Below are 25,612 nucleotides of genomic sequence, written 5' to 3' on the forward strand. Positions count from 1 at the left end.
GGGAGTGAGATGACGGCATTTTCCAATGCGCGGACCGTCGGCGTCGGGGCCATGCTGCTGGCCGCGCTGTCCACGCTGCATGCCCAGAACTATCCGGTGACGTCTGCGCAGCGCGCCACCGCCCGGCAGGTGGCGCAGCAGGGCGTGCCGCTGAGCGAGCTGTCCTCGACCGCCCCCGACGAGTACACCGTGCGCCGCGGCGACACGCTGTGGGGCATCTCCGGCATGTTCCTGCGCCGGCCCTGGCGCTGGCCCGAGCTTTGGGGCATGAACCTCGAAGCGATTGCCAATCCGCATCTGATCTATCCCGGCCAGGTGCTCTACCTCGACAAGAGCAACGGCTATGCGCGCCTGCGCATGGGTGGCGCCGGCGCGCAGGGCACGCCCACGGTGCGGCTGTCGCCGCGCACGCGCAGCGAGAGCCTGGCCGACATGGCGCTGCCCACGCTGCCCGCGCATTTGATCGAGCCCTTCCTGGTGCAGCCGCTGGTGGTCGATGCCGAGCGGCTCGCGCAGGCGCCGCGCATCGTCGCCACGACCGACGAACGCGTGATCATGGCCACGGGCGACCGCGCCTATGTGCGCGGCAGCGCCGACCTCGTGCCGCGGCCCGACTCGGCGGCCACGCGCTCCTGGCGCATCTTCCGCGAAGCCCTGCCGCTCACGGACCCGGACACGGGCGAGATCCTGGGCTATGAAGCCCAGTACATGGGCAAGGCCGAACTGGTCGAGGGCGAGACCCTGGTGACGCTGCAGGACGCCAAGGGCGAGCTGCGTGAAAACCGGGTGCCGGCGACCATCGACATCACCGATGCGAAAAGCGAGATCTATGCGGGCGACCGGCTGCTGCCCGCGCCCGAGCGCAGCTACTCGAACTATGTGCCGCACGCGCCCCGGGGCGAGGTCAACGCGCGCGTGGTCTCGCTCTACGGCGATTCCGCGATCCGCTACGCGGCGCAGAACCAGGTGATCGCCATCAACCGCGGCACGCGCGACGCCATGGCCGCAGGCCAGGTGCTGCAGCTCGTGACCCAGGGCGATGTGATCCAGGACAAGACCACCGAACAGCGCGAACAGATGCAGCTGCCGCGCGAGCGCAATGGCCTGGCCATGGTGTTTCGCACTTTCGACCGCGTGTCCTATGCGCTGATCCTCGAGGTGCGGCGGCCCGTTGTGGTCGGCGACCACCTGGTCGCGCCGCGCTGAACGGGCAGCCATGGACCCGCAGGCCTTGGACCAGGACGAACTCTCGGCCTGGCTGAGGCTGGCGCAGACGCCGGGCATCAGCCGCGCGCTGGCGCGGCGCCTGCTCGCGCTGTGCGGCTCGGCGCCGGCGGTGTTCACGCACCCGCCCACGGCCTTGCGCAGCGTGCTCGACCCGGCGCAGATGGCTGCGCTGCTGACCCTCGCGCCAGCGCAGCGCGACGCCATCCAGGCCTGCACGCAATGGCTGCAGTCGGCGCCCGAGGGACTGGTGCATGCGCTGATCACGCTTGGCGATGCGCGCTACCCGGCCGGCCTGCTGGCCACCGAGGATCCTCCGCTGCTGCTGCATGTCGCCGGCGCCGCCCGGGCTTTCGAGGGCGCGGCGCCGCTGTTTCCCGAGCAGCGCGCGCTGGCCGTGGTCGGCAGCCGCCATCCCAGTGCCCAGGGCCTGATCGACGCGCAGCGCCTGGCGCACGAGTTGTGCGCGGCCGGCCTGTGCATCGTCTCGGGCATGGCGCTGGGCATCGATGGCGCGGCCCACGAAGGTGCGCTGCAGGCCGCGCAGGCCGGGCGCGCGGCCGATGCGGGTCCGGCCACGATTGCGGTCTGGGGCACGGGGCTGGACCAACCCTATCCGCGCCGGCATGCGGCGCTCGCGCAGCGCATTGCGCGCGCGGGCCTGCTTGTCAGCGAGTACCCGCTCGGCGCGCCGCCGCTGCCCGCGCATTTTCCGCAGCGCAACCGCATCATTTCCGGGCTGGCGCAAGGCACGCTGGTGGTCGAGGCGGCCTTGGCATCGGGCTCGCTGATCACTGCGCGGCTGGCGCTGGAGCAGGGGCGCGAGGTGTTTGCCATTCCGGGCTCGATCCACGCGCCGCAGTCGCGCGGCTGCCATGCGCTGTTGCGCCAGGGCGCGAAACTGGTCGAGACCGCACAGGACGTGCTGGAAGAGCTCCAGGGCCTGCCGAAAGCCGCCGCGCCCGCCACCGCGCCCGCCGGCCCGCGCGCGACGGCCATGGAAAGGGAACTGCTGGCCGCGCTGGGCTTCGATCCGCTCGGGCTCGATGAACTCGTGGCGCGCACCGGCTGGAGCGCGGCGCAACTGCAGGCAGCGCTGCTGGAGCTGGAACTCGCGGGCCGGGTGGCGCGGCTGGCGGGCGGCCTGTTCCAGCGCGTCGAGCGTGGCTGACTAGGCCTGCAGCCGCTCCGGATTCGCTTCGATCTTCTCCAATGCATCGCGCGTCGCGCGCAGCGTCACGCCTTCGGCGTCGTGCCACACCAGCAGGCCGGACTGCAGATAGCCGGCAAGCCGTTGCAGCGGCATCAGATAGCACTGCCCGTCCAGCGTGGCAAACAGGTGCAGCTGGCGCTGGTTGCTGTGCCAGGAATATTGCACCTGCAGGCTGGTGCCGTTGTGGTCGAGCGTGAACCAGCTGCCGGGCTGCAGCGTGCGCGCCCATTGCAGCTGGGGCGCGTCGACCGGCTGCGGCGTGTTGCCCAGCACCTGCAAGCCGGCAATGTCGACGCCCAGCAGTTTCTCGAGGTTTTCGGCCGACAGCGGCGTGTCCCCGGGCAGGCCCTCGGCGCTCATGAATTCTTCGAGATGGCTCAGGCGCCGCGCCATGGCCTCGAGATCCTCGGGCGCAATGGCCGCGGTCTTGGCGACAAAGGCCTCGGCCAGGGTATCGGTGAGGCGCTTGAGCTGCTCGGCCTGGGCGCTGGCGGACATGCCGATCAGCGTGAGCCCCTCGCGCAGGCACTGCAGCAGCCCGGGCAGGCTGCGGATCAACTGCGCGCGCTGCTCGCGCGTGGGCTTGGCGCTGCCGGCCCAGACCAGGTCGCTGGCCGCCCGCTTGAAGGCCAGGGTCTGGTCATGCGCCGCGCCCACGCGCACCGCCGACAGCGCCAGCACCTCGGCCCAGTCGCGGAACAGGAAATTGCGCAGCTCGGGGCGTACCGGCATGTCCTTGAGCAGACGGCGCAGCTCGATGGTGTACTGGATGGTCAGCGTTTCCTTTTCCTCCATCTGCTGCACCACCGAAACGATCCTGGCCTTGGGCTGCTCCTGCGTGAGGTAGCCGGCCAGGAACTTCTCGAACTCCTGGTGCGCGAGCTGGAACACGCGCTGGCCGGTTTCGGGAAACTGCTCGATGGTCTGCACGATGCGCGCGATCTCCGCCTCGAGCACGCTGCCGCCCATGCTGGTCGCGTCGAAGCCCAGCACGCAGGCCCCCATGCGGTCGATGAGCAGCCGCACGGGATGCTGCAGGTTGCTGAAGAAATCCGGCTCGGCCAGCGCCACGCGCAGCACCGGCAGCTGCAGCCGCGCAAACCATACGCGGATGGACGGCGGAATGCGGTCCTGCGCCAGGATGCTCTGGAACATCAGCGCCACCACTTCGATGGCCGCGCGGTCGCCGGGCGCCGTGGCCTGCTGCTTCCAGCTGTTGGAGCGCTGACGCAGCGCGCGCGCCAGCTGGCTGATTTCCACGCCGCCGGACGCCGTGCCCATGGCCGACATCTCCGACTGCCATGAAGCTTCGGCGGGCGCCTGTTCAGCCAATGCCTGGAGCAGGCTTTGCGACGCCGGGCCCGGCGCTGCCGACGCGCTGCCGGCGCGGCCCGGCGACAGCAGCTGGCGCAGCTGCTGCACCACCTCCTGGGCCCGGTGGCGCGCGCGCAGCAGCGGGTGGGCTGGCGCGGCGGCCTTGGCCGGGGCCGCGGGCAGCTGCAGCGCGGGCTGGACGGTGTCCGGATGGCGGCGCAGCACCGCCAGTTCGCGTGACGCCGGCACACCCTCGCGGTCATAGAGTTCGTGCAGCGCCGCATAGGCGGTCTGCAGCAGCTCGCCCAGTGCCGTCTGCAGCGGTGCGGTCACGTCCTGCAGGTCGGCGCGCGGCAGCCCGGCGAGACGCCACTGGTCGACCAGCAGTTCGCAGAAGGTTTCGGGGCGCAGCAGGTCGTCGGCGGCCAGTTCGTGGTGCTGCAGCCACTGGCTGCGCAGGCGCAGTGCCTCGAAGCTGCTGCCGGCCATTTCATCGGCCGCCAGCGCCAGCCGCGCGGCCTGGATCTGGTTCTCGATGGCGTCGTCGCTGAGCAGCTCGAAGGCATCCGGCAGCGGCGCGTTGCCGCGCGTGGCCGCGGCGGGCAGCAGCGAGGCGGAAAGCGCCGCCTCGAGCGCGTTGCCGCAGGCGGCCACCCAGGCCGACTGCTGCGCGCGCCAGCGTTCAAGTACATCGCGGTGCGCCTGCATCTCGCGCTGCGTGCCGACCTGGTCGGCAAGATGTTCGAGAAACGCATCCAGCCGCAGCGCCAGGTCTGGAAGCGCCTGCGCCAGGTCCTGCGCCAGTTGCTGGCGCGCCTGGCGCACCAGCCCGGTGGCTGGCGCGGCGGGGGGCGGGGGCGGGGAAGCCATGGGCCCTGTTGCTACACGGCCGCCCCTGCGTTCGGGTCGTTGGCGTCATGGTCCTTCTTCGGCGCCTTCACCAGGTCTTCGCGCTTGACGCCCAGCCACATGGCAATGGCGGCCGCCACGAACACCGAGGAGTAGATGCCGAACAGGATGCCGATGGTCAGCGCCAGTGCGAAGTAGTGCAGGCTGGGGCCGCCAAAGAAGAACATCGACAGCACCATGGCTTCGGTCGAAGCGTGGGTGATGATGGTGCGGCTCATGGTCGAGGTGATCGCGTGGTCGATGACCTCGGGCGTGCTGAGCTTGCGGAACTTGCGGAAGGCTTCGCGGATCCGGTCGAAGATCACGACCGACTCGTTGACCGAGTAGCCCAGCACCGCCAGCACGCCGGCCAGCACCGCCAGCGAGAACTCCCACTGGAAGAACGCGAAGAAGCCCAGGATGATCACGACGTCATGCAGGTTGGCGATCACGGCCGCGACGCCGAACTTCCACTCGAAGCGGAAAGCCAGGTAGATCACGATGCCCAGCACCACCATGCCCAGCGCCATCAGGCCGCTGTGCACCAGCTCCTCGCCGACCTGCGGGCCGACGAATTCGGTGCGGCGCAGCGTGACTTCAGGGTCGGCGGCCTTGAGCGCAGTGAGCACCTGCTCGCTTTGCTGCGCCGAGGTCACGCCCTTTTGCACCGGCAGGCGGATCATCACGTCGCGCGAGGTGCCGAAGTTCTGCACGATCACGTCGGCGTAGCCCAGCCCGGAGATGGTCTCGCGGACCTTGCCCACGTCGGCGCTCTGCACATAGGCGACTTCCATCACCGTGCCGCCCGTGAACTCGACCGACAGGTGCAGGCCGCGCGTCAGCAGGAAGAACACCGCCAGCACGAAAGTCAGCAGCGAAATCGCGTTGAGCACCAACGCGTATTTCATGAACGGGATGTCTTTTTTGATGCGGAAGAATTCCATGCTCTTCCTCCTTACTTCTTGGCCGCGACCGAGCGCATCTCAGATGCGTCTTCGGGCTTCCAGATTTGGCCGATCGAGATTTGCTTGAGCTTCTTGCGGTTGCCGTACCAGAGGTTGGCCAGGCCGCGCGAGACGAACACCGCCGAGAACATGCTGGTCAGGATGCCGATGCAGTGCACGACGGCAAAGCCGCGCACCACGCCCGAGCCGAAGGCCAGCAGCGCCAGGCCGGCGATCAGCGTGGTCACGTTGGAGTCGAGAATCGTGGCCCAGGCATGCTGGTAGCCGGCGTTGATCGCGGCCTGCGGCGAGGCGCCGCCGCGCAGCTCCTCGCGGATGCGCTCGTTGATCAGCACGTTCGAGTCGATGGCCACGCCCAGCGCCAGCGCCATGGCGGCGATGCCGGGCAGCGTCAGCGTGGCTTGCAGCATCGACAGGATGGCCAGCAGCAGCAGCACGTTGATGGACAGCGCGACCGTCGAGAACACGCCGAACATCAGGTAGTAGACGCACATGAAGGCGGCAATGGCAACGAAGCCCCAGACCACGGAGTGGATGCCGCGGTCGATGTTGTCGGCGCCCAGGCTCGGGCCGATGGTGTATTCCTCGATGATTTCCATCGGTGCGGCCAGCGAGCCGGCGCGCAGCAGCAGCGAGGTGTCGTTGGCTTCCATGGTCGTCATGCGGCCCGAGATCTGCACCCGGCCGCCGCTGATCTCGGCGCGGATCACGGGCGCCGTCACGACTTCGCCCTTGCCCTTCTCGAAGAGCACGATGGCCATGCGCTTGCCGACGTTCTCGCGCGTGATGTCCTTGAAGATGCGCGCGCCCTTGGCGTCGAGCGTCAGGTTCACCGTGGGTTCCTGCGTCTGGCTGTCGAAGCCGGGCTGGGCGTCGGTCAGGTTCTCGCCGGTCAGCACGACCTGCTTCTTGACGATCACCGCCTGGCCGTTGCGGTCCAGGTACTTCTCGGCGCCGAACGGCACCGGGCCCGAACCCATCTCGGCGGCGCGCGCCTCGCTGGATTCGTCGACCATGCGCACTTCCAGCGTCGCGGTGCGGCCCAGGATGTCCTTGGCCTTGGCGGTGTCCTGCACGCCGGGCAGTTGCACGACGATGCGGTCCAGGCCCTGCTGCTGGATCACGGGCTCGGCCACGCCGAGTTCGTTGATCCGGTTGTGCAGCGTCACGATGTTCTGCTTGAGCGCCTGGTCCTGCACCTTGCGCAGCGCTTCGGGCTTGATCGAGGCGCGCAGGCGGAAGTCGGTGCCATCGGGCTGGCTCGTGGTCTGCAGGTCGGGGTACTGGTCGGCAATCAGGTTGCGCGCGGCCGTGAGCGAGGCTTCGTCGCGCAGGCGGATCTCGATGTTCTGGCCTTCGCGCGAAATGCCGCCGTGGCGGATGTTGCGGTCGCGCAGGCTGCTGCGCAGGTCGCCGGTGAAGGACTCGGCCTTCTTCGTCAGCGCGGCCTGCATGTCGACCTGAAGCATGAAGTGCACGCCGCCGCGCAGGTCCAGGCCCAGGTACACGGGCTTGGCGCCGATGGCGGTGAGCCAGTGGGGCGAGCGCGACACCAGGTTCAGCGCCACGATGAACGCCGGGTCATTGGTATCGGGCACCAGCGCGCGCTGGATCGCATCCTTGCCCTTGAGCTGCTCGTCGGGCGTGTTGAAGCGCGCGCGCACCGAGGTGCCTTCCAGCGACAAGGTGTCAGGCACGACATTCGCGGCCTTGAGCGCCTCCTCGACACGCTGCAGCACAGCGGTATCCACCTTGACGGTGGCCTTGGCCGAAGACACCTGCACCGCAGGCGCTTCACCGAAAAAATTGGGCAGGGTGTACAGCACACCCACCAGCAGCGCGATCACGATGATCGCGTACTTCCAGACCGGATATCGGTTCATGATCGCGCTCGTATCTCTCAGAAAGCAGGGCCCGGCAGCCTGCGTTCAGGTGCCAGGCCAGGGGAAGACACAGGTCTTCGACAGCGAAAAATTACTTGACCGAGCCCTTGGGCAGCACTTGCGTCACGGCGCTGCGCTGCATCTGCACTTCGACACCGGGCGAGATCTCGACCTGCACGAAGCCGTCGGACAGGCCCGTGACCTTGCCCAGCAGGCCGCCGGCAGTGGCGACTTCGTCGCCCTTGGCCAGCGCGTCGATCATCGCGCGGTGTTCCTTCTGGCGCTTCATCTGCGGGCGGATCATCACGAAGTACAGCACCACGAACATCAGCACCAGCGGCAGCATGCCGGTGAGCGAACCCATGACGCCTGCGCCCTCGGCAGCAGCGGCAGGGGCGGTCTGGGCAAAAGCGGAAGAAATAAACACGGTCAGGACTCCAGGAGTGGATGGTCGAAAAAAGAGGCGCTCCAGGCGCGCGTTGCGCCGGACGGGTAACGGAACATTGTATGCGGGTGTTTCTCATCGGCCACAGGGCCGACCCGCAGCCATCTGGGTATTTGGCTCCCGGAAAACACCACGCCCGCCAGGCTTTGGGCCGGGCGGGCGTGACAAGTTCCCTGGGGAGAGGCCAGGTACTGGAGGATAGGACGTTCGCCCTGCGACAGGCTCAGGGCGAACGGTGAAAACCGTTCGTGGTGAGCTTGCCTGCGCGGCCCGGTCCCGCGCGCCCCGGTCCACCACGGCTCGATCCTGCGCGGCTCGGTCGAAGGAGGAGCCTCCCCCTTCCAACCTCAGTGCGTCACAGCGCTGCGCTGCGAGGTCTCTCCCGCCACCCGCGCCGGTGCGCGCCATTGCGCCATCAACTCCTTGCGCTTGGCGCGCGCGGCCTCGAGGTGGCGTTCCTTGACGTGGCCGTAGCCGCGGATGCCTTCGGGCAGGCTGGCGATCTCCACCGCCAGCGCCAGGCGCTCTGCGCTCAGCCCCTGCAGCAGCTCGGCGATGTCGGCCCGGTATTCCTCGATCAGCGCGCGCTCCATGCGGCGCTCCGCGGTGTAGCCGAACACATCGAAGGGCGTGCCGCGCAGCCCGCGCAGCCGGGTCAGCACGCCAAACGCATTGCGCACCCAGGGGCCGAAGGCCTTCTTGCGCAGATGGCCCTGGTCGTCCTTTTGCGACAGCAGCGGCGGTGCCATGTGGTGCACCAGCTTGAAGTCGCCCTCGAACATCTGGCCGAGCTTGGCCGTGAAGGCCGGGTCGGTATGCAGCCGTGCGACTTCGTACTCGTCCTTGTAGGCCATCAGTTTGAACAGGTAGCGCGCCACGGCTTCGGACAGGCGCGTGCCCTTGCCCAGCGGCTGCTCGGCGGCTTCGACCTGGGCCACCAGCGCGCGGTAGCGGTCGGCATAGCCGGCATTCTGGTAGCCGGTGAGGAATTCCACGCGCCGGGCGACGATCTCGGCCAGCGCCGGCTTCTTGGCGAAGTGGATGACCTGGCTGGCCTGGTACAGCGCCTGCACTTCGGCCAGGTCATGGGCGCAGCGGCGGCCCCATTCGAACGCCGCCTTGTTGTTCTCGACCTGCACGCCGTTGAGCTCCATGGAGCGCATCAGCGCCGCATGCGACAGCGGCACGCGGCCCTTCTGCCAGGCATAGCCCAGCAGCAGCGGGTTGGTGTAGATGCTGTCGCCCAGCAGCTGCACGGCGGCCTGCTCGGCATCGAAGCTTCCGACCAGGCCGGTGCCGACCGCGCCCTCGATGGCGCTGGCGCAGCTGCCGCCGGGGAACTGCCAGTCCGGGTTGTGCACGAACGCCGCCGTGGGCGTGGCATGGTCGTTGAGCGCGACGAAGGTGCGGCCCGGCTGCATCACGGCCAGCGTCGACTTGTGCGCCGCGACGATCGGGTCGCAGCCGATCACCAGGTCGGCCTTGGCGGTATCGACCTTGGTGGTGTAGATGGCCTCGGGGCGCTGCGCGATCTGGATGTGGCTCCAGGTCGCTCCGCCCTTTTGCGCCAGGCCGCCCGCGTCCTGCGTGACCACGCCCTTGCCGTCGAGGTGGGCGGCCATGCCCAGCAGCGAGCCGATGGTGATGACCCCCGTGCCGCCCACGCCGCCGACCACGATGCCCCAGGCGCTCTCGGCCAGCGGCAGCACCGGTTCGGGCAGCGGCGCCAGCAGCTCGAGCTGGCCCTTCTTTTCCTTCTTGGCTTTCTTCAGCGTGCCGCCTTCGACCGTGACGAAGCTCGGGCAGAAGCCCTTGAGGCAGGAGAAGTCCTTGTTGCAGGTGTTCTGGTTGATGCGGCGCTTGCGACCGAACTCGGTTTCGACGGGCTCGACCGAGAGGCAGTTGGACTGCACCGAGCAGTCGCCGCAGCCTTCGCAGACCAGTTCGTTGATGACCACCACGCGGTCGGGCGTGGCCATGGTGCCGCGCTTGCGGCGGCGGCGCTTCTCGGTGGCGCAGGTCTGGTCGTAGATCAGCGCGGTGCAGCCGGGCATGGCGCGCAGTTCGCGCTGGATGCGGTCGAGCTCGTCGCGGTGGAATACCTCGACGCCGTGGGGCAGGTCGTCCAGCAGCTCGGGATGGCCGGCGCGCGCGGCGCTGCCCTTGACGTGGTGGGTGCGGCCTTCGTATTTGGACGGATCATCGGTGACCACGACCAGCTTCACGATGCCTTCGGCGCGCAGGCTGTGCGCGATCTGCGCCACCGAATGGCCCTCGGGGCGCTCGCCGACCTGCTGGCCGCCGGTCATGGCGACCGCGTCGTTGTAGAGGATCTTGTAGGTGATGTTGACGCCGGCCGCGATGCTCTGGCGGATGGCCAGCAGGCCGCTGTGGAAGTAGGTGCCGTCGCCGAGGTTGGCGAACACATGCCCCTCGGTGGTGAACGGCTGCTGGCCCACCCAGGTCACGCCCTCGCCGCCCATCTGGGTGAAGGTCGAGGTGTTGCGGTCGGGCATCCAGTTGACCATGTAGTGGCAGCCGATGCCCGCCACCGCGCGCGAGCCTTCGGGCACGCGCGTGCTGGTGTTGTGCGGACAGCCGCTGCAGAACCAGGGCTGGCGCTCGCCGGTTTCGGCCAGCGGCGCGGCCAGCGCGCGCTCGCGCGCATCGATGACCGCCAGGCGCTGGTTCATGCGCGCAACGATGTCTTCGGGCACGCCGAGCTTGGTGAGGCGCTTGGCAATGGCCTTGGCGATGATGGCCGGCGTGAGGTCGGCCTTGGCGCGCAGCAGCCAGTTCTGGCTCGGGTTGGGCTGGCTCCATTCGCCGCCCGAGGTATCGCCTTCGCCTTCGTCGAACTTGCCCAGCACGTTCGGGCGCACGTCGCTGCGCCAGTTGTAGAGCTCTTCCTTGATCTGGTACTCGATGACCTGGCGCTTTTCCTCCACCACCAGGATTTCCTGCAGGCCGCGCGCGAATTCGCGCGTGATCGTGGCTTCGAGCGGCCAGACCACGTTGACCTTGTGCACGCGGATACCGAGCTGGCGGCAGACGTCATCGTCCAGCCCCAGGTCGACCAGCGCCTGGCGCATGTCGTTATAGGCCTTGCCGCTGGCAATCAGGCCGAAGCGGTCATGCGGGCCCTCGACCACGTTGTAGTTGAGTCGGTTGGCGCGCACATAGGCCAGCGCGGCATACCACTTGTAATCCATCATGCGCGCTTCCTGCTCCAGCGGCGCATCGGGCCAGCGGATGTGCAGGCCGCCGGGCGGCATCACGAAATCCTCGGGCAGCACGATCTTCACGCGATCCGGATCGATCGAGACGCTGGACGAGGACTCGACCACCTCCTGGATGGTCTTCATGCCGGACCACAGGCCCGAGAAGCGGCTCATGGCAATGCCATGCAAGCCCATGTCGAGGATGTCCTGCACGCTGCTGGGAAAGAACACCGGCGTGCTGCAGGCCTTGAAGATGTGGTCGCTCTGGTGCGCGGCGGTGCTGCTCTTGCTGATGTGGTCGTCGCCGGCAATCGCCAGCACGCCGCCATGCTGTGCCGTGCCGGCCATGTTGGCGTGCTTGAACACGTCGGAGCAGCGGTCCACGCCCGGACCCTTGCCGTACCAGATGCCGAACACGCCGTCGAACTTCTTCTTGTCGGGGTAGAGGTCGAGCTGCTGCGTGCCCCAGACGGCGGTGGCGCCCAGTTCCTCGTTGACGCCGGGCTGGAACACGATGTCGTGCTGCGCGAGGTGCTTGCGCGCGGCCCACAGCGCCTGGTCATAGGTGCCCAGTGGCGAGCCGCGGTAGCCGCTGATGAAGCCCGCGGTGCGCAGGCCGGCGGCGGCATCGCGCTGCTGCTGCAGCATCGGCAGGCGCACCAGCGCCTGCACTCCGCTCATGAAGGCGCGGCCCTGGGGCAGCACGTATTTGTCGTCGAGGGTGACGGTTTCGAGCGCGCGTCGCAGGTGCTCGGGCAGGGGGGCATTCATCGTGTTGTCTCCATCGGTATGGAATTGCCATGGACGGCAGCTTTTTGAGCTTTTATGTCAGTCCAGTGTATTCCTGTGCTGAGGATAAGTGATTGCTTTATTTGCGCTGTTTTGGCTATCCTCAGAAAGATTCTTGCTCAGGAGTGGGTAATTTTGGATACTTTGGACAAATTCGACGTGGCCATCCTCACGCAGCTGCAGGCCGATGCGCGCCTGACCAACGCCGAGCTCGCCCAGCGCGTGGGCCTGTCGGCCGCGCCCTGCTGGCGCCGCGTGCGCGCGCTCGAGGAGGCGGGCTTCATCAAGGGTTACCACGCCGAGATCGACCGGCACCGGATCGGCCTGGGCGTGCTGGCCTTCGTGCGCCTGGACGTGGTGCGCACCTCCGGGCCGCTGACGCTCGAGACCGAGGAGGCGATCCGCAAGATCCCCGAAGTGGTGTCCTGCCACTACATCAGCGGCTCGGGCACCTTCGAGTTGCAGGTGGTGACGCGCGACCTGGACAGCTTTGCGCAGTTCGCGCGCAACGTGCTGCTGAACCTGCCCAACGTCAAGGACGTGCAGACCAGCTTTTCGCTCGGCGAGATCAAGGCCAGCGCCGCGCTGCCGCTCGCGCATCTGCTGCGCCCGGGGCAGGGCAATGGCTACAACCGGTAAATGAAACGAAGCCGGGCAAGCAAAAAACCCGCTTTGCCCGCAGAATCCGGTGACATGCCAGAAGAGATATCGCCACCATCGCCCCCGCTCCCGCAAATGCAATCCGGCCATGCCTCGGGCCCGCCAGGGGGGGCGCATCGCGAGGCGCTGCTCGAAGACCCGTCGCGCATGGCCGATGCCGACCGCGCCAGCGCCCAGGCGTCCGCGAGCCAGGCCGCGCAGTCCAAGGCGGCGCAGGCGGTCTGGGCACCGCTGACCCAGCCCACGTTCCGCATGCTGTGGCTGGTCTGGGTCGCGGCCAACACCTGCATGTGGATGAACGACGTGGCCGCAGCCTGGCTGATGACCTCGCTCACCACCTCGCCGGTGCTGGTGGCGCTGGTGCAGTCGGCGTCGACGCTGCCGGTGTTCCTGCTGGGCCTGCCCAGCGGCGCGCTGGCCGACATCCTCGACCGGCGGCGCTATTTCATCGTCACCCAGTTCTGGGTCGCAGCCGTGGCCGTCGTGCTGTGCCTGGCCGTGCTGTCGGGCTACATGACGCCCTATCTGCTGCTGGCCCTCACGTTTGCCAACGGCATTGGCCTGGCGATGCGCTGGCCGGTGTTCTCGGCGCTGATTCCCGAACTGGTGTCCAAGCCGCAGCTGCCCTCGGCCATGGCGCTCAACGCGGTGGCCATGAATGCCTCGCGCATCATCGGCCCGCTGGTCGCCGGCGCGATCATCGCCAGCCTGGGCAGCGCCTGGGTGTTCGTGCTCAACGCCACGCTGTCGGTGATCTCGGGTTTCGTGCTGATCCGCTGGAAGCGCCAGCATACCGACAGCCCGCTGGGCCGCGAGCGCCTGCCCAGCGCGATGCGCGTCGGCCTGCAGTTCGTGCGCGAGTCGCCGCGCATGCGCGCGGTGCTGCTGCGCACCATCTGCTTCTTCTTCCAGACCACGGCCATCATGGCGCTGATGCCCTTGGTCGCGCAGCGACTGCATGCCGGCGGCGAGGGCGGCGCGAGCACCTTCACGCTGCTGCTGGCCTCGATGGGCGCGGGCGCGATCATCGGCGCGACGCTGCTGCCGCGGCTGCGCCAGGCGCTGCCGCGCGAGAAGCTGATCCTGACCGGCGTCAGCGCACAGGCGCTGGCCACGATCACCGTGGCGCTGGCGCCGCATCTGGCGGTGGCGGTGATCGCCATGCTGCTGGCCGGCATCGCGCTGATCTCCACGGCCAACACGCTCGGCGTGGCGGCGCAGATGTCGCTGCCCAACTGGGTGCGCGCGCGCGGCATGTCGATCTACCAGATGTCCATCATGGGCGGCACGGCGATGGGCGCGGCGCTGTGGGGCCAGGTGGCATCGATCACCACGGTGTCGACCAGCCTGATCATCGCGGCCGTCAGCGGCGTGGTGGCGATGCTGCTGGTGCAGCGCTTTTCATCCGACCGGCAGATCGAGGAAGACCTGAGCCCGTCGCAGGCCTTCAAGGCGCCCGAGGCGACGATGGCGCCCGAGGCCGGGCGCGTGGTGGTGACCATCGAGTACATCATCCACCCGGCGCGCGCGCAGGAGTTCCGACAGCTCATGCAGGAAAGCCGGCGCAGCCGCATGCGCCAGGGCGCGCGCGGCTGGAGCCTGCTGCACAGCATGAGCCAGCCCGAGCGCTTCGTCGAGCAGATCATCGATGAATCCTGGACCGAGCACCTGCGCCGCTTCGACCGCGTGACGGCCTACGACGTCTCGCTGCGCGACCGCAAGCTGGCCTTCCACGTGGGCGAAGGGCCGCCGCGCGTCACGCGCTACTTCGCCGAGTCTTCCTAGGCCGCAAGGGCCGCTCCCGCACTGCTTACATGGCGTGGGGATTGGGAGGGCTGCCCACGAACTCCACGGCTTCGTCATCGCTGCTGGTGTCGCTGCTGGTGCCATCGCGCGCCGTCTCGGTAACGGCAAGCTGCCGGTTGCGCAGGTGCGTCTCGTACGCATCGAACACGTACCTTGTCAGTTGCTGGGTTTCCTGCCCGCCCGGCGCGAAGTTGTGCAGTTCCCCCAAGCCACTTTCCAGCAAGGACAGATGGCTGCGCTCGCTCACCAGCGCGTGGAGGTACACGTGATCGTCCTGTCGATGTGCCAGGTCGTGCGCGGGCGGGACGGCCGGCAGCCGCTCCAGGATGGGCGGTGCGCTCTGGGGCGTGGAGGTGGTGGTCGTCGTGGTCGTCGGCCGCGCAGGCGTGAGCGTGGCGATGTTGAAGGTCATGGAAAAAGCCGGCATGGCAATGTCGGCCTGGAATCCCACGGAGTCTGGCGTGCCGGGTATCTCGGGGAGATTGCCCAGCATGCTGGACACGGGTTGGCCCGGCATCGACGGCGGCACCATCGATTCAGGCGGCCGTGGAATCCGCATGACCTGATGGATGCTGTCGAACTCCGGTGAAGGAAGGTTCAGCGGCGGATGATTGCCGCCAGGGCTGGACAGCAGCTCGTCGGAATACGAAAAACCGTTGGCCACGATGCGTTGCGGATGCGACCCCGCGGGCGGGCTGTTCAGCGGCGTGCCGGCGATATCCCGCATGCCGGGCTGTGTCATGGCGGGCGACGCCAGCGGGTCGTCCTGCACGCCGGCACGCCGCAGGTGAAGCGGCGAAAAGGTCTCCTGGTCCGAGGGGCGCGCGGCGGGCATGTGCGTGGTGATCTCGATCACCGACGGGCGCTGTGCCGGGGCAATCATCCACTCCGAGGGCGGGACGGGCTGGCGTGGCGCGATGGTGAACTCCAGTTCCGCAAGGATCGCTCCCTCCAGGTCCAGCCTGTCGGTGCCGTCAAGATCGTCGCAAGCCCAGGGGTCGAAACGGGCGCCAGGCGCGGCGCGCGGTGCGGCGGGGGGAAGTGCGGTGGAATTGTTGGGATGAAAAGGCATGTCGATGGATTGCAGTGAAGGAATGAAATCTGGCCGCCAGGCAGCTTTCATTCTTTGCGCTGCTACATACCCGCGCCGCCAGAAGCGCCCGCGCCTGTGGGTCGGCGCAAAGGTCGGGGTAGTGTAGTGATTTATCTATCGAAAATGCAAATTAAATAGTATTTGGCTATTTAAGTGTCTTACTGGCGTGGCGTCGGCATGCATCGTCAGCGGCTGGCGCCCGGCGTCAGGTGGCGTGGCCAGAAGGTCCACAGCCGCAGGTTCTGCTTGAGCCGGCCCGCGATCTCGCCGGCTTCGACGCCCCAGCCGGTGAAGTAATCGGCGCGTACCGCACCCAGGATGGCGCTGCCCGTGTCCTGGGCGAACACCATGCGGTTGAGCGCCACCGTCGGACCGGGCGTCGACAGCCAGACCGGCGTGCCATAGGGAATGCTCTGGCGGTCCACGGCAATCGAGCGGCCCGGCGTCAGCGGCACGCCCAGCGCGCCCTTGGGGCCGAACTCCGCATCCAGGCCTTCCAGCGGCTCCTCGCGGAAGAACACATAGCGCGGATTGCTCCACAGCATTTCGTTGACGCGCGCCGGGTTGGCGGCGATCCAGGCGCTGATGCCGGGCCAGGTCGCGTCGCGTACCAGGCCCTGGTCGAGCAGCCAGCGGCCCACGCTCTTGTAGGGCTGGTCGTTGGTGCCGCCATAGGCCACGCGCACCTGGCGCACCTGGCCGTTGGCTTCGGTCAGCCGCAGCCGGCCCGAGCCCTGGATGTGCAGGATCATGGCATCGACCGGGTCGCGCAGATAGGCAATCGCGCGGCCGGCCAATGCCGCCTGGGCTTCGGGCAGGGTGTCGATCTGCTGGCGCGTATACCAGGGCTTGCGCGTGCCGAAGCCCGCGGGCACGCGGTACAGCGGAACGTTGTAGCCGTTGCCGGGCAGGCGCGCGGCATCGAGCTGGGGCTCGTAATAGGCGGTCAGCAGGCCGTCGGCGTTGCCGTCGCCGGCCTCGACGCGGTAGGGCTGGAACTTGGCCTGCATCCAGGCGCGCTGTTCCTCGCCCGAGGCAATGCTCAGGCGCCGCACTTCGCTGCACAGCCCGGCAAAGGCCGCCGTCGGGCGTTCGCAGTTCTTGACCCAGGCGTTCCAGGCTTCGTGCAGGGCATCGGTTTCAAACCCTGGCAGCTCGCTCCAGGCCACCGGCTGCCAGCGGCTCTTGGGAAATGCCACCGGCGCGCCGGCCAGCGGCGCGGGGCTGGTGGCATGCGGCTGCAGGTCCGGAATGGGGGAAGGATCGGCCGTGGCAATGGGGCGTGTGGAACACGCGGCAAGGGTTCCTACAATCAACGCCATTGTCGCAAGGCGCAGGAGGTTGAGATTCATGGGACTGATTTTGCTTGAAGCGTTGCTGGCATTGGTCGTTTTGATCGCTATTGTCTGGTGGACCATGTTTTCCGGGCGCACGCGCGGGGAACTCAAGCCCCCGGCGTCTGCGGCCGATGACGCCGCCCCGCCCCGGCAGCCGCCGCCCTGATATCGCGTCTGTCCTACGGAAGTGCCCGGACAGGGCTGTTACGCTGGCTGCCACCAGCTCCCGGGCACATGCCATCAGAGCACCAATCATTCAAGAAGGAGTCCACTATGCGCAAAAACATCTTGGTAGCGGCAACGGCTGCAGTCATGCTCATCACGGGTTGCGCCAACACCGGCATGACCGATACCCAGCGCCGCACGGCCACCGGTGCCGGCGTGGGCGCGCTGGCTGGCGCGGTGCTGGGCTCGGCCACGGGCGGCAAGGCCGGCACCGGCGCCGTGGTGGGCGCGGGCGTGGGTGCACTGGGCACCTACATCTGGTCGCAGAACATGGAAAAGCAAAAGCGCGAAATGGAAGCCGCGACCCAGGGCACGGGCATTGCGGTGTCGCAGACCAATGACAACCAGCTGAAGCTGGACATCCCCAGCGACATCTCGTTCGACACCGGCCGCTCGGACATCAAGAGCAACTTCGCTCCGGTGCTCGACCGCTTTGCCGACAGCCTGCGCAACAACGTCAACACCGACGTGCGCATCATCGGCCACACCGACAGCACCGGCACCGACGCCATCAACAACCCGCTGTCGCTGCAGCGCGCCAACAGCACGCGCAACTACCTGACCTCGCGCGGCGTGGGCGGCACCCGCATCCAGACCGATGGCCGTGGCTCGTATGAGCCGATTGCCTCGAACAGCACCAACGAAGGCCGCGCGCGCAACCGCCGCGTCGAGATCTTCGTGGGCGAACGCCAGGCACGCTGAGCGCCGCATTGACCCCGGGCGCTGCCTGCAGCGCCCTGCCAAAGGCCCCGCGCGGGGCCTTTGCCGTTTCAGCCGTCGTGCCGCAGCAGATTCGCCAGCTCCACGGCCGACTTCACCTGCATCTTGTCGAACACCCGCGAGCGGTGCACTTCGACCGTGCGCACGCTGATGTCCAACTGGTCGGCAATCAGCTTGTTGGGAATGCCTTCGACGACCAGGCGCATCACGTCGCGCTCGCGGTCGGTCAGCTCGGTCAGGCGCGTGCGCAGTGCATCGCGCTCGCGCATGCGCGCCAGGTGCTGGTCCGACGCCGCCAGTGCCTGCTCGATGCGGTCGACGAGCGCATTGTCCGAAAACGGCTTCTCGCAGAAATCAAACGCGCCGCGCTTGACGGTGTCGACGGCCGTGGGCACGTCTGCATGGCCGGTGAGAAAGATCACCGGCATTGCCGCGAGCTGTCCTTCTGCCAGCAGCTGGTTGAACAGCGCCAGGCCGCTCATGCCGGTCATGCGCATGTCGAGCAGCAGGCAGCAGGGATGGCGCGCCGGCGACTGCGACTGCAGCATCTCGAGAAAGGATTCGGCGCAGTCGAAGGACTCGCTGAGCAGCCGGCGCGAGCGCAGCAGCCAGGCCAGGGCTTCGCGCACATCGGCGTCGTCATCCACGATGTAGACGGTGGCGTTTTGTACGGGTTCCATGGGTTCAATTCAATGGGGGTGCGGGCAGCGTGAAACTGAATACCGTACCACGCGGCAGATTGGGGCTGTGGCGCAACGTCCCTCCGTGCTGCTCGATCACGGTGCGGCACAGGCTCAGGCCCAGGCCCATGCCTTCCTCGCGCGTGGTGAAGAACGGCGTGAACAGCTGCTCGGCCACGGCTTCGTCGATGCCGCTGCCGCAGTCGATCACGGAAAACTCGAGCCAGCTCGCATGCGCGCTGGTGGTGATGTGGCGCACGCGCAGCGTGAGCTCGCGCGGGTGGGTGTCGACGCCGTCCATGGCCTGGGTGCCGTTGCGCGCCAGGTTGAGCAGCACCTGCTCGACCATGGTCGGATCGCACAGCACCGGCGGCAGGTCGCTGTCGAGCTGGGTGATGACGCGCACGCCCAGCTTGCGCGCCTGCATGCGCACCAGCGGCAGCACCGCGTCGATCAGCTCGCTGGCATGCACCTGCTCGCGCGACTGGTCGCGCCGGCGTACGAAGTCGCGCACGCTCTTGATCACGCGGCCCGCGCGTTCGGCCTGGTGGGCGATGCGCTGCATGGCGGTGCGCAGGTCCTGCAGCTGCTGGCGCAGCGCGCCGGCGTTGTCGCCGGCCGGCTCGTGGCCGAGCATGTTGAGCGATCCCGCGGCATAGCTGGCAATGGTCATCAGCGGCTGGGTCAGCTCGTGGCTCAGCAGCGAGGCCATCTCGCCGACGGTGGCCAGCCGCGCCGTGGCCTGCAGGCGCTCCTGCGAGGCGCGCGAGAGCTCCTCCATGCGGCGCTGCTGGCTGATGTCGAGAAAGGCGCTCATCCAGCCCGTGTGCCGGCCCTGCGCGCTGATCAGCGGGGCTTCGAAGATCAGCACCGGAAAGCGCGTGCCGTCCTTGCGCATGAACACCGATTCATAGCCTTCGCGCGAGGGCGGCGCCTTGCCGGCCAGGCGCTTGAGCTGGCGCTGGTGGTATTCCTCGGACAGCTCGGGCGGCCAATAGGGCGCGAAGTTCAGGCCGAGCAATTCCTCGGAAGTGAACCCGACCATCTCGCAGAACGCCGGATTGACGTAGCTGATGCGGCCCTTGAGGTCGCGCGCGCGCAGGCCGGTGATCAGCGAGTCCTCCATGGCCTTGCGGAACGCCAGCGCCTCGCCCAGGTCGCGCTCGGCGCGCAGCCGGCGGCGGTTGTCGCGCACCAGGATCACCAGCACCGTGCCCAGCGCGATCGACATGGTCGTGACCAGCGCCGTGAGCACGTTCGGAAACACGCTGGGCGCGCGGTGCCAGTGGTCGAGGCGCAGCATCAGCATGTTGCCCGGCAGGTCGAGGATCTGCTGCGCGGTGAACACGCGCGTGCCGCGCCAGGCCGCGCCGACCAGCGCCAGCCGCGTGCCGTCGGGCTCGGTGAACGAGACCTCCTGGCTGTGCGAGAGGTTCTTGCTGACCTGGTTGATCAGGATGCTCTGCAGCGAATAGGTGGCAAGGATGAAGCCTTCGTAGCGGCCGTTGTGCGACAGCGGCAGGCAGACTTCCATCATTTCCGAGCCCAGGCCTTCGCTCAGCAGCTGGAAATAGCTCGACGAGTACGCCGGGCCGTTGAGCCGGCGCGCATTGGCACAGGTCAGCTGGGCATGCGACTGGCTGTCGTCGCGCTGGCCGTCCTCCCACTGCATGGGCCGGTAGGGCGTCTCGGCAAATGCCTGCAGGCGCAGGCGCGCGTCGCGCCATTCGATGCGCAGGATCTCGCGCCGCACCTGCAGCACCTCGGCGGCGCGCGCGCGCCATTCCTGCAGGTCGTCGGCCTGGCTGCTCAGCGCCTGCAGGTCCTGCAGGTTGCGGTTGAGCGCCGTGCGGATGTCGGCCACGGCGTTCGCGGCATCGCGCTCGAGCCGGTCCTGCACCTGCACCGCCTCGTAGCGGCCCGCGAGCCAGACCAGCGTGATCAGCATGCTGACCACCAGCGCGACCAGCACCGTCCACAGCGACCAGCGGCGCCAGGCGCTGCGCCAGCGGCGCCACGGCCAGCGCGCCGGCATGGTTTCGGCGCCCGCCAGCGTGCTGTCGGGGAAGGACATGGTGTCGGCAGCGGGTTTTCTGCCGGGAAACGGACCAGGAAAGCTCATCGCGATGGATTACAGGATACGGTGTTGCAGTGCGGGCAACTGGGCGCGGACCTGCGCCAGGCGCGTGCGCTCGAGCTGGCCCAGCACCAGGCCCGGGCCCTGGTCGCGCACGTCCAGCACCTGGCCCCAGGGGTCGACCAGCAGGCTGTGGCCCCAGGTATGGCGGCCGTTGGGGTGCTGGCCGCCTTGCGCGGGCGCCAGCACATAGGCCTGGTTTTCAATCGCCCGGGCGCGCAGCAGCACTTCCCAATGGGCCTGGCCCGTGGTGTGGGTGAACGCGCTGGGCACCAGCAGCAGGTCGCAGCCCTGCTGTGCATGGGCGCGGTACAGCTCGGGAAAACGCAGGTCGTAGCAGATGCTCAGGCCCAGGCGCCAGCAGGCGCCGCTGCGGTCGGTGATGTCGGCATGCACCGGCGTCTGGCCCGCGGCAATGACATGGGCTTCGTCATAGCGCTCGCGGCCATTGTCGTAGCGGAACAGGTGGATCTTGTCGTAGCGCGCGGCGCAGGCGCCATCGGGCGCGAACACCAGCGTGCTGTTGCGCACGTGCTGCGGGTCGTCGGCCACCAGCGGCAGCGTGCCGCCCACGATCCACAGCCCCAGTTCGCGCGCCGATCGCGCCAGGAAGTCCTGGATCGGCCCCTGGCCGAACGCTTCCATGTAGCCGAGCTTGTCGGTGTCGCGCAGGCCCATGGCGCAGAAGTACTCGGGCAGCGCCGCGAGCTCCGCGCCTGCGTCGCGTGCCTGCTGCAGCAGCTGTGCGGCAACGCGCAGGTTTTCGGCCACGTCGGGCGTGGAGACCATCTGCAGGGCGGCGACTTTCATGGCGGGTTCTCTCCAGGGGCGGCGGGTGCGTCGGCCGTGCGCGACCGGGCGGTGGACGGGATGGGGTTGACCTGCGGGTCGGACCAGGAGCCGTCGATGCGAAACTCCTTGGTGGCGGCGGCGATCAGCGGACCGCGCAGCAGCACCTGGGCCAGGAAAGTGCCCAGACCGACGACTGGATTGATGGCCGTGGCCACCAGCGAGGCCGTGCCGGCATTGATTTCCGGCACCACCACGACATGCAGGTTCTGCGTTTCCTTCTGCATGTCGGCTTCGCCTTCCATCAGCACCGCGGCGTTGACACCCTTCATCTGCAGGTTGTTGGTGCGCGCGATGCCTTGCGCGATCTGCACGTCGCCGCGCACGAAGTCGAAGCTGAAGCCCTTGCTGAACACATCGCGGAAGTCGAGCGTGAGGCGCCGCGGCAGGGCTTGCAGGCTCAGCACGCCCAGCAGCTTGGCCAGGCCGGGCTCGGCCTGCAGGAACTGGCCCGAAACCATGTCCAGGTGCATCTGGCCGTTCATCGAGCGGTAGTCGGGCGCCAGCGGCGAGCCGTTCCAGGCCACCTCGCCGTCCAGCCGGCCGCGGCCGTTGCGGATCACGCCGGGCATGGCCAGGCGCGTCAGCAGGGCGCCGGCATCGCCGATCTCGAGCGCGAAGCGCAGCGCCGTGCGCGGCCGTGCCGGCGCGCCGGGCTGCAGCCCCCAGCTGCCGCTGGCCACGAGCCGTGCTTCGGGGCTGGTGATGTTGAATTGCGTCAGCTGCCACTCGCGCCGCGCGGGTTCGCGGCGCGCGGCATCGGCCGGGCTTTCGCGGTTGCGTGCCTGGACTTCGAAGCGGCCCATGGGCCGGCCGAACAGTTCCAGCGCCTCGACGGCGATGTCCAGCGCCGGCAGGCTGCGCGGCTGCTCGCTCAGCAGCGCCTCGAATTCGCCGGCCGCGCCCTCGCCGGCCGCGCTTTGCGGCACCGAAAGCCGCGCGAGCCGCGCATAGACCTGGCCCGCGGGATCGGCCGGGTGGCCCTCGCGGTATTCGACAAAGCCGCTGAGCTCGCGCGCCTCGACCTTCGCGGTCCACAGGCCGCCATGGCGCGTGCCGTTGGCGCGCAATGCGTGCAGCGTGCGGCCGTGGACCAGCAGGCGCTGCGCGCCCAGCGTCGCGGTGTCCGGCAGATAGGCCTGCAGCGCGTCGTCGGCCTGGGCCGCCCCGGCAGGGGCCGCCCCCTCCTGCGGCAGCATGCGCTGCACGGCCTTGTGCCAGGCGTCGATGTCCACGTCGGCCAGCGCCACCTGGGCGGATACGCCGCGCGCCGGCAGTTCCAGCGGCGGCGCGGGGCTGCCGACGGCAATTGCACCGCGCAGCACCTTAACCGGGCTGGCGGCCGCATCGCGCACATAGCGCACGCTGGCCGCATCGCCCCATTGCAGCGCGATCTCATCGTGCAGCGGTGGCGCGTCGGCATTGGCCGGCGCGGGCGCCAGCGCCGACGCTGCCACGGTGTGGGCGAAACGCAGCGGCAGCGTGGCCGCGGCCGGCTTGCCCAGCGGCGCGGGCAGGTCCAGCGCCAGGCCCTGCAAGCCGCTGGTGACGGTGATCTCGGGCGTGCCGCGGCGCAGGCCCAGATCCAGCAGGTAGTCGGCCTGGCCCTGGGCGGCGCGCGCGATGTCGGCCAGCACGCCCAGCTCGGTGGCCGCGCGCAGCCCTTCGGCGCTGGCCGTGCCGCTGGCATGCAGCTTCAGCGGCGACTGGGTAGCGGGCGCCGATGCGGGCAGCAGCTGCAGGCCGCCCTCGAAACGCACCGGCCCGCCCAGCGCCTGGGCCTGCACGCCGGTGAGCGAGAAACCGGTGTCGGAGAACTGCACGTTGCCCTGGATCTGGCTCAGCAGCGGCACTTCGGGCATCAGCCGCAGGCTGTTGCCGGCCAGCGCCACGCTGCCCTGGACCTTGGAATGTTCGAGTTCGCTGACCGGCAGTTCCAACTGCAGTTGCAGCTGGGCGGCGCCGCTGCCCTGGGCGTTGTCCAGAACGTGCTGCGTGAACCCGGCGACGGGCGAGGCCGCCACGAAACCCAGCATCTCGGCCAGCTCGCCGCGCGCCTGGGCCTTGACGCCGACACGCGTGTGCGCGAGGTCGGGAATGCTGGCCTGGACCTGCTGGAGCTGCATGCGCGGATGGCCGTCGACGCGGCCCTGGGCGTTGCGCACGGCCATCGAGGCGCGGTCGAACACCAGTTCGCCCGACAGCTGGGTCAGCGCGGGCCAGGGTTTCTCGCCCGCGGACTGCACCGACGGCGGCACATAGGCGTAGGTCACGTCATGCAGATCGGCGGCAATGTGGAACTCGCCGCTGCCGGGCTGCTTGAACGGCATCTTGGCGAGATCGCCCTCGACCTGGAAGCGCACGCGGCTCGCGCGGCCGGACTGCACGCTGTCGCGCACGTAGTGGCGCGCACTGGCGGGAATCTCCAGCGGCAGGTAGCGGTGCACGCGGCTGCCGTCGGCGTCGCGCAGCGTGCCGGTCAGCGACAGCACGCCGGGAAAGCGCGCCGCCGCATCGCGGCCCGTATGCCAGCTGGCCTGGGCCTCGCCCTCGGTGTCGGCATTGCCGAAGCGCAGGTCGCGCGCCTGCACCGTCACCTGGTCGCCCTGCAACTGCCAGCGCAGCCCGGCGCTCAGGTGGTCGAGCGGCACTGCCGGTTCCTCGAACACGCCAGGAAAGTGCAGCGTGCCGCCGGTCATGCCCAGCTGGGCCGTGCCGCCCGATTGGTCGAGCTTGAACTGCGCCTGCAGGCCTTCGACACCGGGCACGCCGGTGCCCTTGGCCGCGGGTTGGGGCGAGAGTGCGAGGTCCCGGATCTCGCCACTGACCTGGTATTGCCGGGGTTGGTCGATCGGCCCGCGCCAGTTGGCCTGCAAGGACTTGACCTGGCCGCGCGGGGCGAGCGCCAGCAGGCGGCGGCGCGCGGCTTCATCGAGCGGCAGCCGGCTCGCGAGCTGGGCCGCAATGCCCAGGTCCAGCTGCTCGAAGCGCAGTTCGCCGTGCTCGCCCAGCGCGCCGAGTTCGGCGGCCGCGGCATCGGCCTGGCTGTGGCGCAGCATGAACTGGCCCGCAGGCCAGCGCAGGCCGTCGCCGGTCTCGAAGCCCAGCGACTGGCCTTGCAGCGCAAAGCCGCCGGGCAGGCGCTCAAGGATGAGCCGGCCCTGCAGCGCCCGCAGCGCCAGCGGCGGCAGGTCGGGGCGCAGCTGTGCCTCGACCGCGCCCAGTTGCAGATCGGTGGTGACTTTTGCGACCTGGCCGCGCTGCACGTCGACCCAGGCGCGCAAGGCGCCGCGGCCCTCGGCGACGCTGGCTCCCTGCAGATCGACATACTGGCCGAGCCGTGCGACGTCGAGCCGGTCGAAATGCGCATAGGCCTGGCCGCTCCAGCGCCGCCAGTTGCCCTCATGCGTCGACAGCAGCGGCTCGCGGAACTGCGCGCTCAGCGTGAAGCGCCCGCCCCAGCTGTCCTCGGGCGTGGCATCGAGGCGCAGCTGGTGGCGCCAGCCATGGTTGCGCACCACCAGGTCCAGATGGGTCAACGACAGCGGTGGCGCCTGGCGCAGCGCGTCGCTCCAGCGCAGCGCGCCGCCGCGGATGGCAATCTCGGTCTGCGAGAACAGCCAGTCGGCTGCGGGGCTGTCGCCATCGCCGGCCGCGGGCAGGGGGAGCCCCGCGATCCAGAGCTGTCCCGCCGCATCGCGCCGCGCTTCGAGCTGCGGCGCATCGATGTACAACTGCTCGACGCCCAGGCGCAGCAGCGAGCGCGCCGACACCGCCACCACCACGCGCGGCAGCGACAGCGCGGTGCGGCCCTCGGCATCGAGCAGCTCCACCTGGCCCAGCTCGACGACCGGCATCAGCCCTTCGCTGCGCGCCGTGAGCGCGCCGATGCGCACGGGTATCCCCAGGGTGCGCGCGGCCAGGGTTTCGAGCTGCGGACGGTACTCGCTGATTCGCGGCACAATGAAGCCATGGAGCACCCCCCACACGGTGGCGAGCAGCAGCCAGAAGGCCAGCAGCAATCCCAATGACCACCGCGCGATGCCTGCCATCCAATGGATGAGGCGTGAGGGGTGCGGTTGGGGTTCGATCATTGGTGGGCAGGTCAATGCCAGGAATTATCACCCGCGGGCTGCAACCGCAGCATCGGGTCAGGCAGCCGG

17 protein-coding genes are annotated in these 25,612 nt (G+C 68.8%); 6 read left to right on the forward strand and 11 right to left on the reverse strand.

Features of this window, described 5'->3' with window-relative positions; translation table 11 throughout:
• Positions 1-9 precede the first annotated feature (9 nt).
• Positions 10-1,206 (forward strand): LysM peptidoglycan-binding domain-containing protein, encoded by a 1,197-nt coding sequence (locus HUK68_RS00350; protein WP_175502398.1) that lies wholly within the window; start codon positions 10-12, stop codon positions 1,204-1,206.
• Between the two features lie 10 nt (positions 1,207-1,216).
• On the forward strand, positions 1,217-2,395 hold the full coding sequence (gene dprA, locus HUK68_RS00355; RefSeq protein WP_244146219.1) for a DNA-processing protein DprA: 1,179 nt from the start codon (positions 1,217-1,219) through the stop codon (positions 2,393-2,395).
• On the opposite strand, the gene HUK68_RS00360 is transcribed toward dprA, so the two are convergent.
• From HUK68_RS00360 to HUK68_RS00380, 5 genes are all read right to left on the reverse strand, one after another.
• Positions 2,396-4,621, reverse strand: coding sequence for a DUF1631 family protein (locus HUK68_RS00360; protein WP_175502399.1), 2,226 nt, complete (start codon positions 4,619-4,621; stop codon positions 2,396-2,398).
• A gap of 11 nt (positions 4,622-4,632) precedes the next feature.
• Positions 4,633-5,583: a protein translocase subunit SecF gene (secF, locus tag HUK68_RS00365; protein ID WP_175502400.1), complete on the reverse strand. Its 951-nt coding sequence runs from the start codon at positions 5,581-5,583 to the stop codon at positions 4,633-4,635.
• Positions 5,584-5,594: 11 nt separating this feature from the next.
• On the reverse strand, positions 5,595-7,487 hold the full coding sequence (gene secD, locus HUK68_RS00370; protein ID WP_175502401.1) for a protein translocase subunit SecD: 1,893 nt from the start codon (positions 7,485-7,487) through the stop codon (positions 5,595-5,597).
• A gap of 91 nt (positions 7,488-7,578) precedes the next feature.
• Positions 7,579-7,914 carry a preprotein translocase subunit YajC gene (gene yajC / locus HUK68_RS00375; RefSeq protein WP_175502402.1) on the reverse strand — a complete coding sequence of 112 codons (336 nt, stop codon included), beginning with the start codon at positions 7,912-7,914 and terminating at the stop codon, positions 7,579-7,581.
• A gap of 365 nt (positions 7,915-8,279) precedes the next feature.
• The gene (locus tag HUK68_RS00380; RefSeq protein ID WP_175502403.1) at positions 8,280-11,924 is read right to left on the reverse strand and encodes an indolepyruvate ferredoxin oxidoreductase family protein; all 3,645 of its coding nucleotides are present in this window, start codon (positions 11,922-11,924) and stop codon (positions 8,280-8,282) included.
• Between the two features lie 153 nt (positions 11,925-12,077).
• Between HUK68_RS00380 and HUK68_RS00385 the strand changes: the two genes are divergently transcribed.
• Both HUK68_RS00385 and HUK68_RS00390 read left to right on the forward strand, forming a co-directional pair.
• On the forward strand, positions 12,078-12,581 hold the full coding sequence (locus tag HUK68_RS00385; protein WP_175502404.1) for an Lrp/AsnC family transcriptional regulator: 504 nt from the start codon (positions 12,078-12,080) through the stop codon (positions 12,579-12,581).
• A gap of 96 nt (positions 12,582-12,677) precedes the next feature.
• Positions 12,678-14,387, forward strand: coding sequence for an MFS transporter (locus HUK68_RS00390; RefSeq protein WP_390887771.1), 1,710 nt, complete (start codon positions 12,678-12,680; stop codon positions 14,385-14,387).
• 25 nt (positions 14,388-14,412) lie between these two features.
• Here HUK68_RS00390 and HUK68_RS00395 read toward each other — a convergent pair whose 3' ends face one another.
• Both HUK68_RS00395 and mltA read right to left on the reverse strand, forming a co-directional pair.
• Complete coding sequence (locus HUK68_RS00395; RefSeq protein ID WP_175502405.1) at positions 14,413-15,531, reverse strand: hypothetical protein; 1,119 nt, start codon at positions 15,529-15,531, stop codon at positions 14,413-14,415.
• Positions 15,532-15,686: 155 nt separating this feature from the next.
• Positions 15,687-16,919 carry a murein transglycosylase A gene (mltA, locus tag HUK68_RS00400; protein ID WP_175502406.1) on the reverse strand — a complete coding sequence of 411 codons (1,233 nt, stop codon included), beginning with the start codon at positions 16,917-16,919 and terminating at the stop codon, positions 15,687-15,689.
• Between mltA and HUK68_RS00405 the strand changes: the two genes are divergently transcribed.
• Together HUK68_RS00405 and HUK68_RS00410 are read left to right on the forward strand one after the other, a co-directional pair.
• Positions 16,852-17,004: a hypothetical protein gene (locus HUK68_RS00405; RefSeq protein ID WP_175502407.1), complete on the forward strand. Its 153-nt coding sequence runs from the start codon at positions 16,852-16,854 to the stop codon at positions 17,002-17,004. The two genes, mltA and HUK68_RS00405, sit on opposite strands and share 68 nt — an antisense overlap.
• 107 nt (positions 17,005-17,111) lie before the next feature.
• Positions 17,112-17,765: a YiaD family glycine zipper/OmpA-like lipoprotein gene (locus tag HUK68_RS00410; RefSeq protein ID WP_175502408.1), complete on the forward strand. Its 654-nt coding sequence runs from the start codon at positions 17,112-17,114 to the stop codon at positions 17,763-17,765.
• Positions 17,766-17,833: 68 nt separating this feature from the next.
• On the opposite strand, the gene HUK68_RS00415 is transcribed toward HUK68_RS00410, so the two are convergent.
• From HUK68_RS00415 to HUK68_RS00430, 4 genes are read right to left on the reverse strand one after another with little or no spacing between them, the layout of a single operon-like run.
• Positions 17,834-18,463: a response regulator transcription factor gene (locus tag HUK68_RS00415; protein WP_175502409.1), complete on the reverse strand. Its 630-nt coding sequence runs from the start codon at positions 18,461-18,463 to the stop codon at positions 17,834-17,836.
• Between the two features lie 4 nt (positions 18,464-18,467).
• Positions 18,468-20,537 carry a two-component system sensor histidine kinase NtrB gene (locus HUK68_RS00420; RefSeq protein ID WP_175502410.1) on the reverse strand — a complete coding sequence of 690 codons (2,070 nt, stop codon included), beginning with the start codon at positions 20,535-20,537 and terminating at the stop codon, positions 18,468-18,470.
• 57 nt (positions 20,538-20,594) lie between these two features.
• Entirely contained in the window at positions 20,595-21,410 is an 816-nt protein-coding gene (locus HUK68_RS00425; protein ID WP_175502411.1) for a carbon-nitrogen hydrolase family protein, read from the reverse strand.
• Positions 21,407-25,543: a YhdP family protein gene (locus tag HUK68_RS00430; RefSeq protein WP_175502412.1), complete on the reverse strand. Its 4,137-nt coding sequence runs from the start codon at positions 25,541-25,543 to the stop codon at positions 21,407-21,409. Before HUK68_RS00430 ends, HUK68_RS00425 begins: the two co-directional genes overlap by 4 nt.
• Positions 25,544-25,612: the final 69 nt, after the last annotated feature.

Origin of the sequence: Comamonas antarctica, from assembly GCF_013363755.1 — a bacterium.
Lineage (GTDB): Bacteria > Pseudomonadota > Gammaproteobacteria > Burkholderiales > Burkholderiaceae_C > Comamonas > Comamonas antarctica.

What these genes read in the sequence shown, in the direction of transcription:
- HUK68_RS00395 (WP_175502405.1), bottom strand. Translation starts at nt 15,531, where the DNA reads ATGAAAGCTGCCTGGCGGCCAGATTTCATTCCTTCACTGCAATCCATC.
- HUK68_RS00420 (WP_175502410.1), bottom strand. Translation starts at nt 20,537, where the DNA reads ATGTCCTTCCCCGACAGCACGCTGGCGGGCGCCGAAACCATGCCGGCG.
- HUK68_RS00410 (WP_175502408.1), top strand. Translation starts at nt 17,112, where the DNA reads ATGCGCAAAAACATCTTGGTAGCGGCAACGGCTGCAGTCATGCTCATC.
- HUK68_RS00415 (WP_175502409.1), bottom strand. Translation starts at nt 18,463, where the DNA reads ATGGAACCCGTACAAAACGCCACCGTCTACATCGTGGATGACGACGCC.
- HUK68_RS00380 (WP_175502403.1), bottom strand. Translation starts at nt 11,924, where the DNA reads ATGAATGCCCCCCTGCCCGAGCACCTGCGACGCGCGCTCGAAACCGTC.
- HUK68_RS00390 (WP_390887771.1), top strand. Translation starts at nt 12,678, where the DNA reads ATGCAATCCGGCCATGCCTCGGGCCCGCCAGGGGGGGCGCATCGCGAG.
- secF (WP_175502400.1), bottom strand. Translation starts at nt 5,583, where the DNA reads ATGGAATTCTTCCGCATCAAAAAAGACATCCCGTTCATGAAATACGCG.
- HUK68_RS00360 (WP_175502399.1), bottom strand. Translation starts at nt 4,621, where the DNA reads ATGGCTTCCCCGCCCCCGCCCCCCGCCGCGCCAGCCACCGGGCTGGTG.
- mltA (WP_175502406.1), bottom strand. Translation starts at nt 16,919, where the DNA reads ATGGTCCACCAGACAATAGCGATCAAAACGACCAATGCCAGCAACGCT.
- secD (WP_175502401.1), bottom strand. Translation starts at nt 7,487, where the DNA reads ATGAACCGATATCCGGTCTGGAAGTACGCGATCATCGTGATCGCGCTG.
- HUK68_RS00405 (WP_175502407.1), top strand. Translation starts at nt 16,852, where the DNA reads ATGGGACTGATTTTGCTTGAAGCGTTGCTGGCATTGGTCGTTTTGATC.
- HUK68_RS00425 (WP_175502411.1), bottom strand. Translation starts at nt 21,410, where the DNA reads ATGAAAGTCGCCGCCCTGCAGATGGTCTCCACGCCCGACGTGGCCGAA.
- HUK68_RS00350 (WP_175502398.1), top strand. Translation starts at nt 10, where the DNA reads ATGACGGCATTTTCCAATGCGCGGACCGTCGGCGTCGGGGCCATGCTG.
- HUK68_RS00430 (WP_175502412.1), bottom strand. Translation starts at nt 25,543, where the DNA reads ATGATCGAACCCCAACCGCACCCCTCACGCCTCATCCATTGGATGGCA.
- dprA (WP_244146219.1), top strand. Translation starts at nt 1,217, where the DNA reads ATGGACCCGCAGGCCTTGGACCAGGACGAACTCTCGGCCTGGCTGAGG.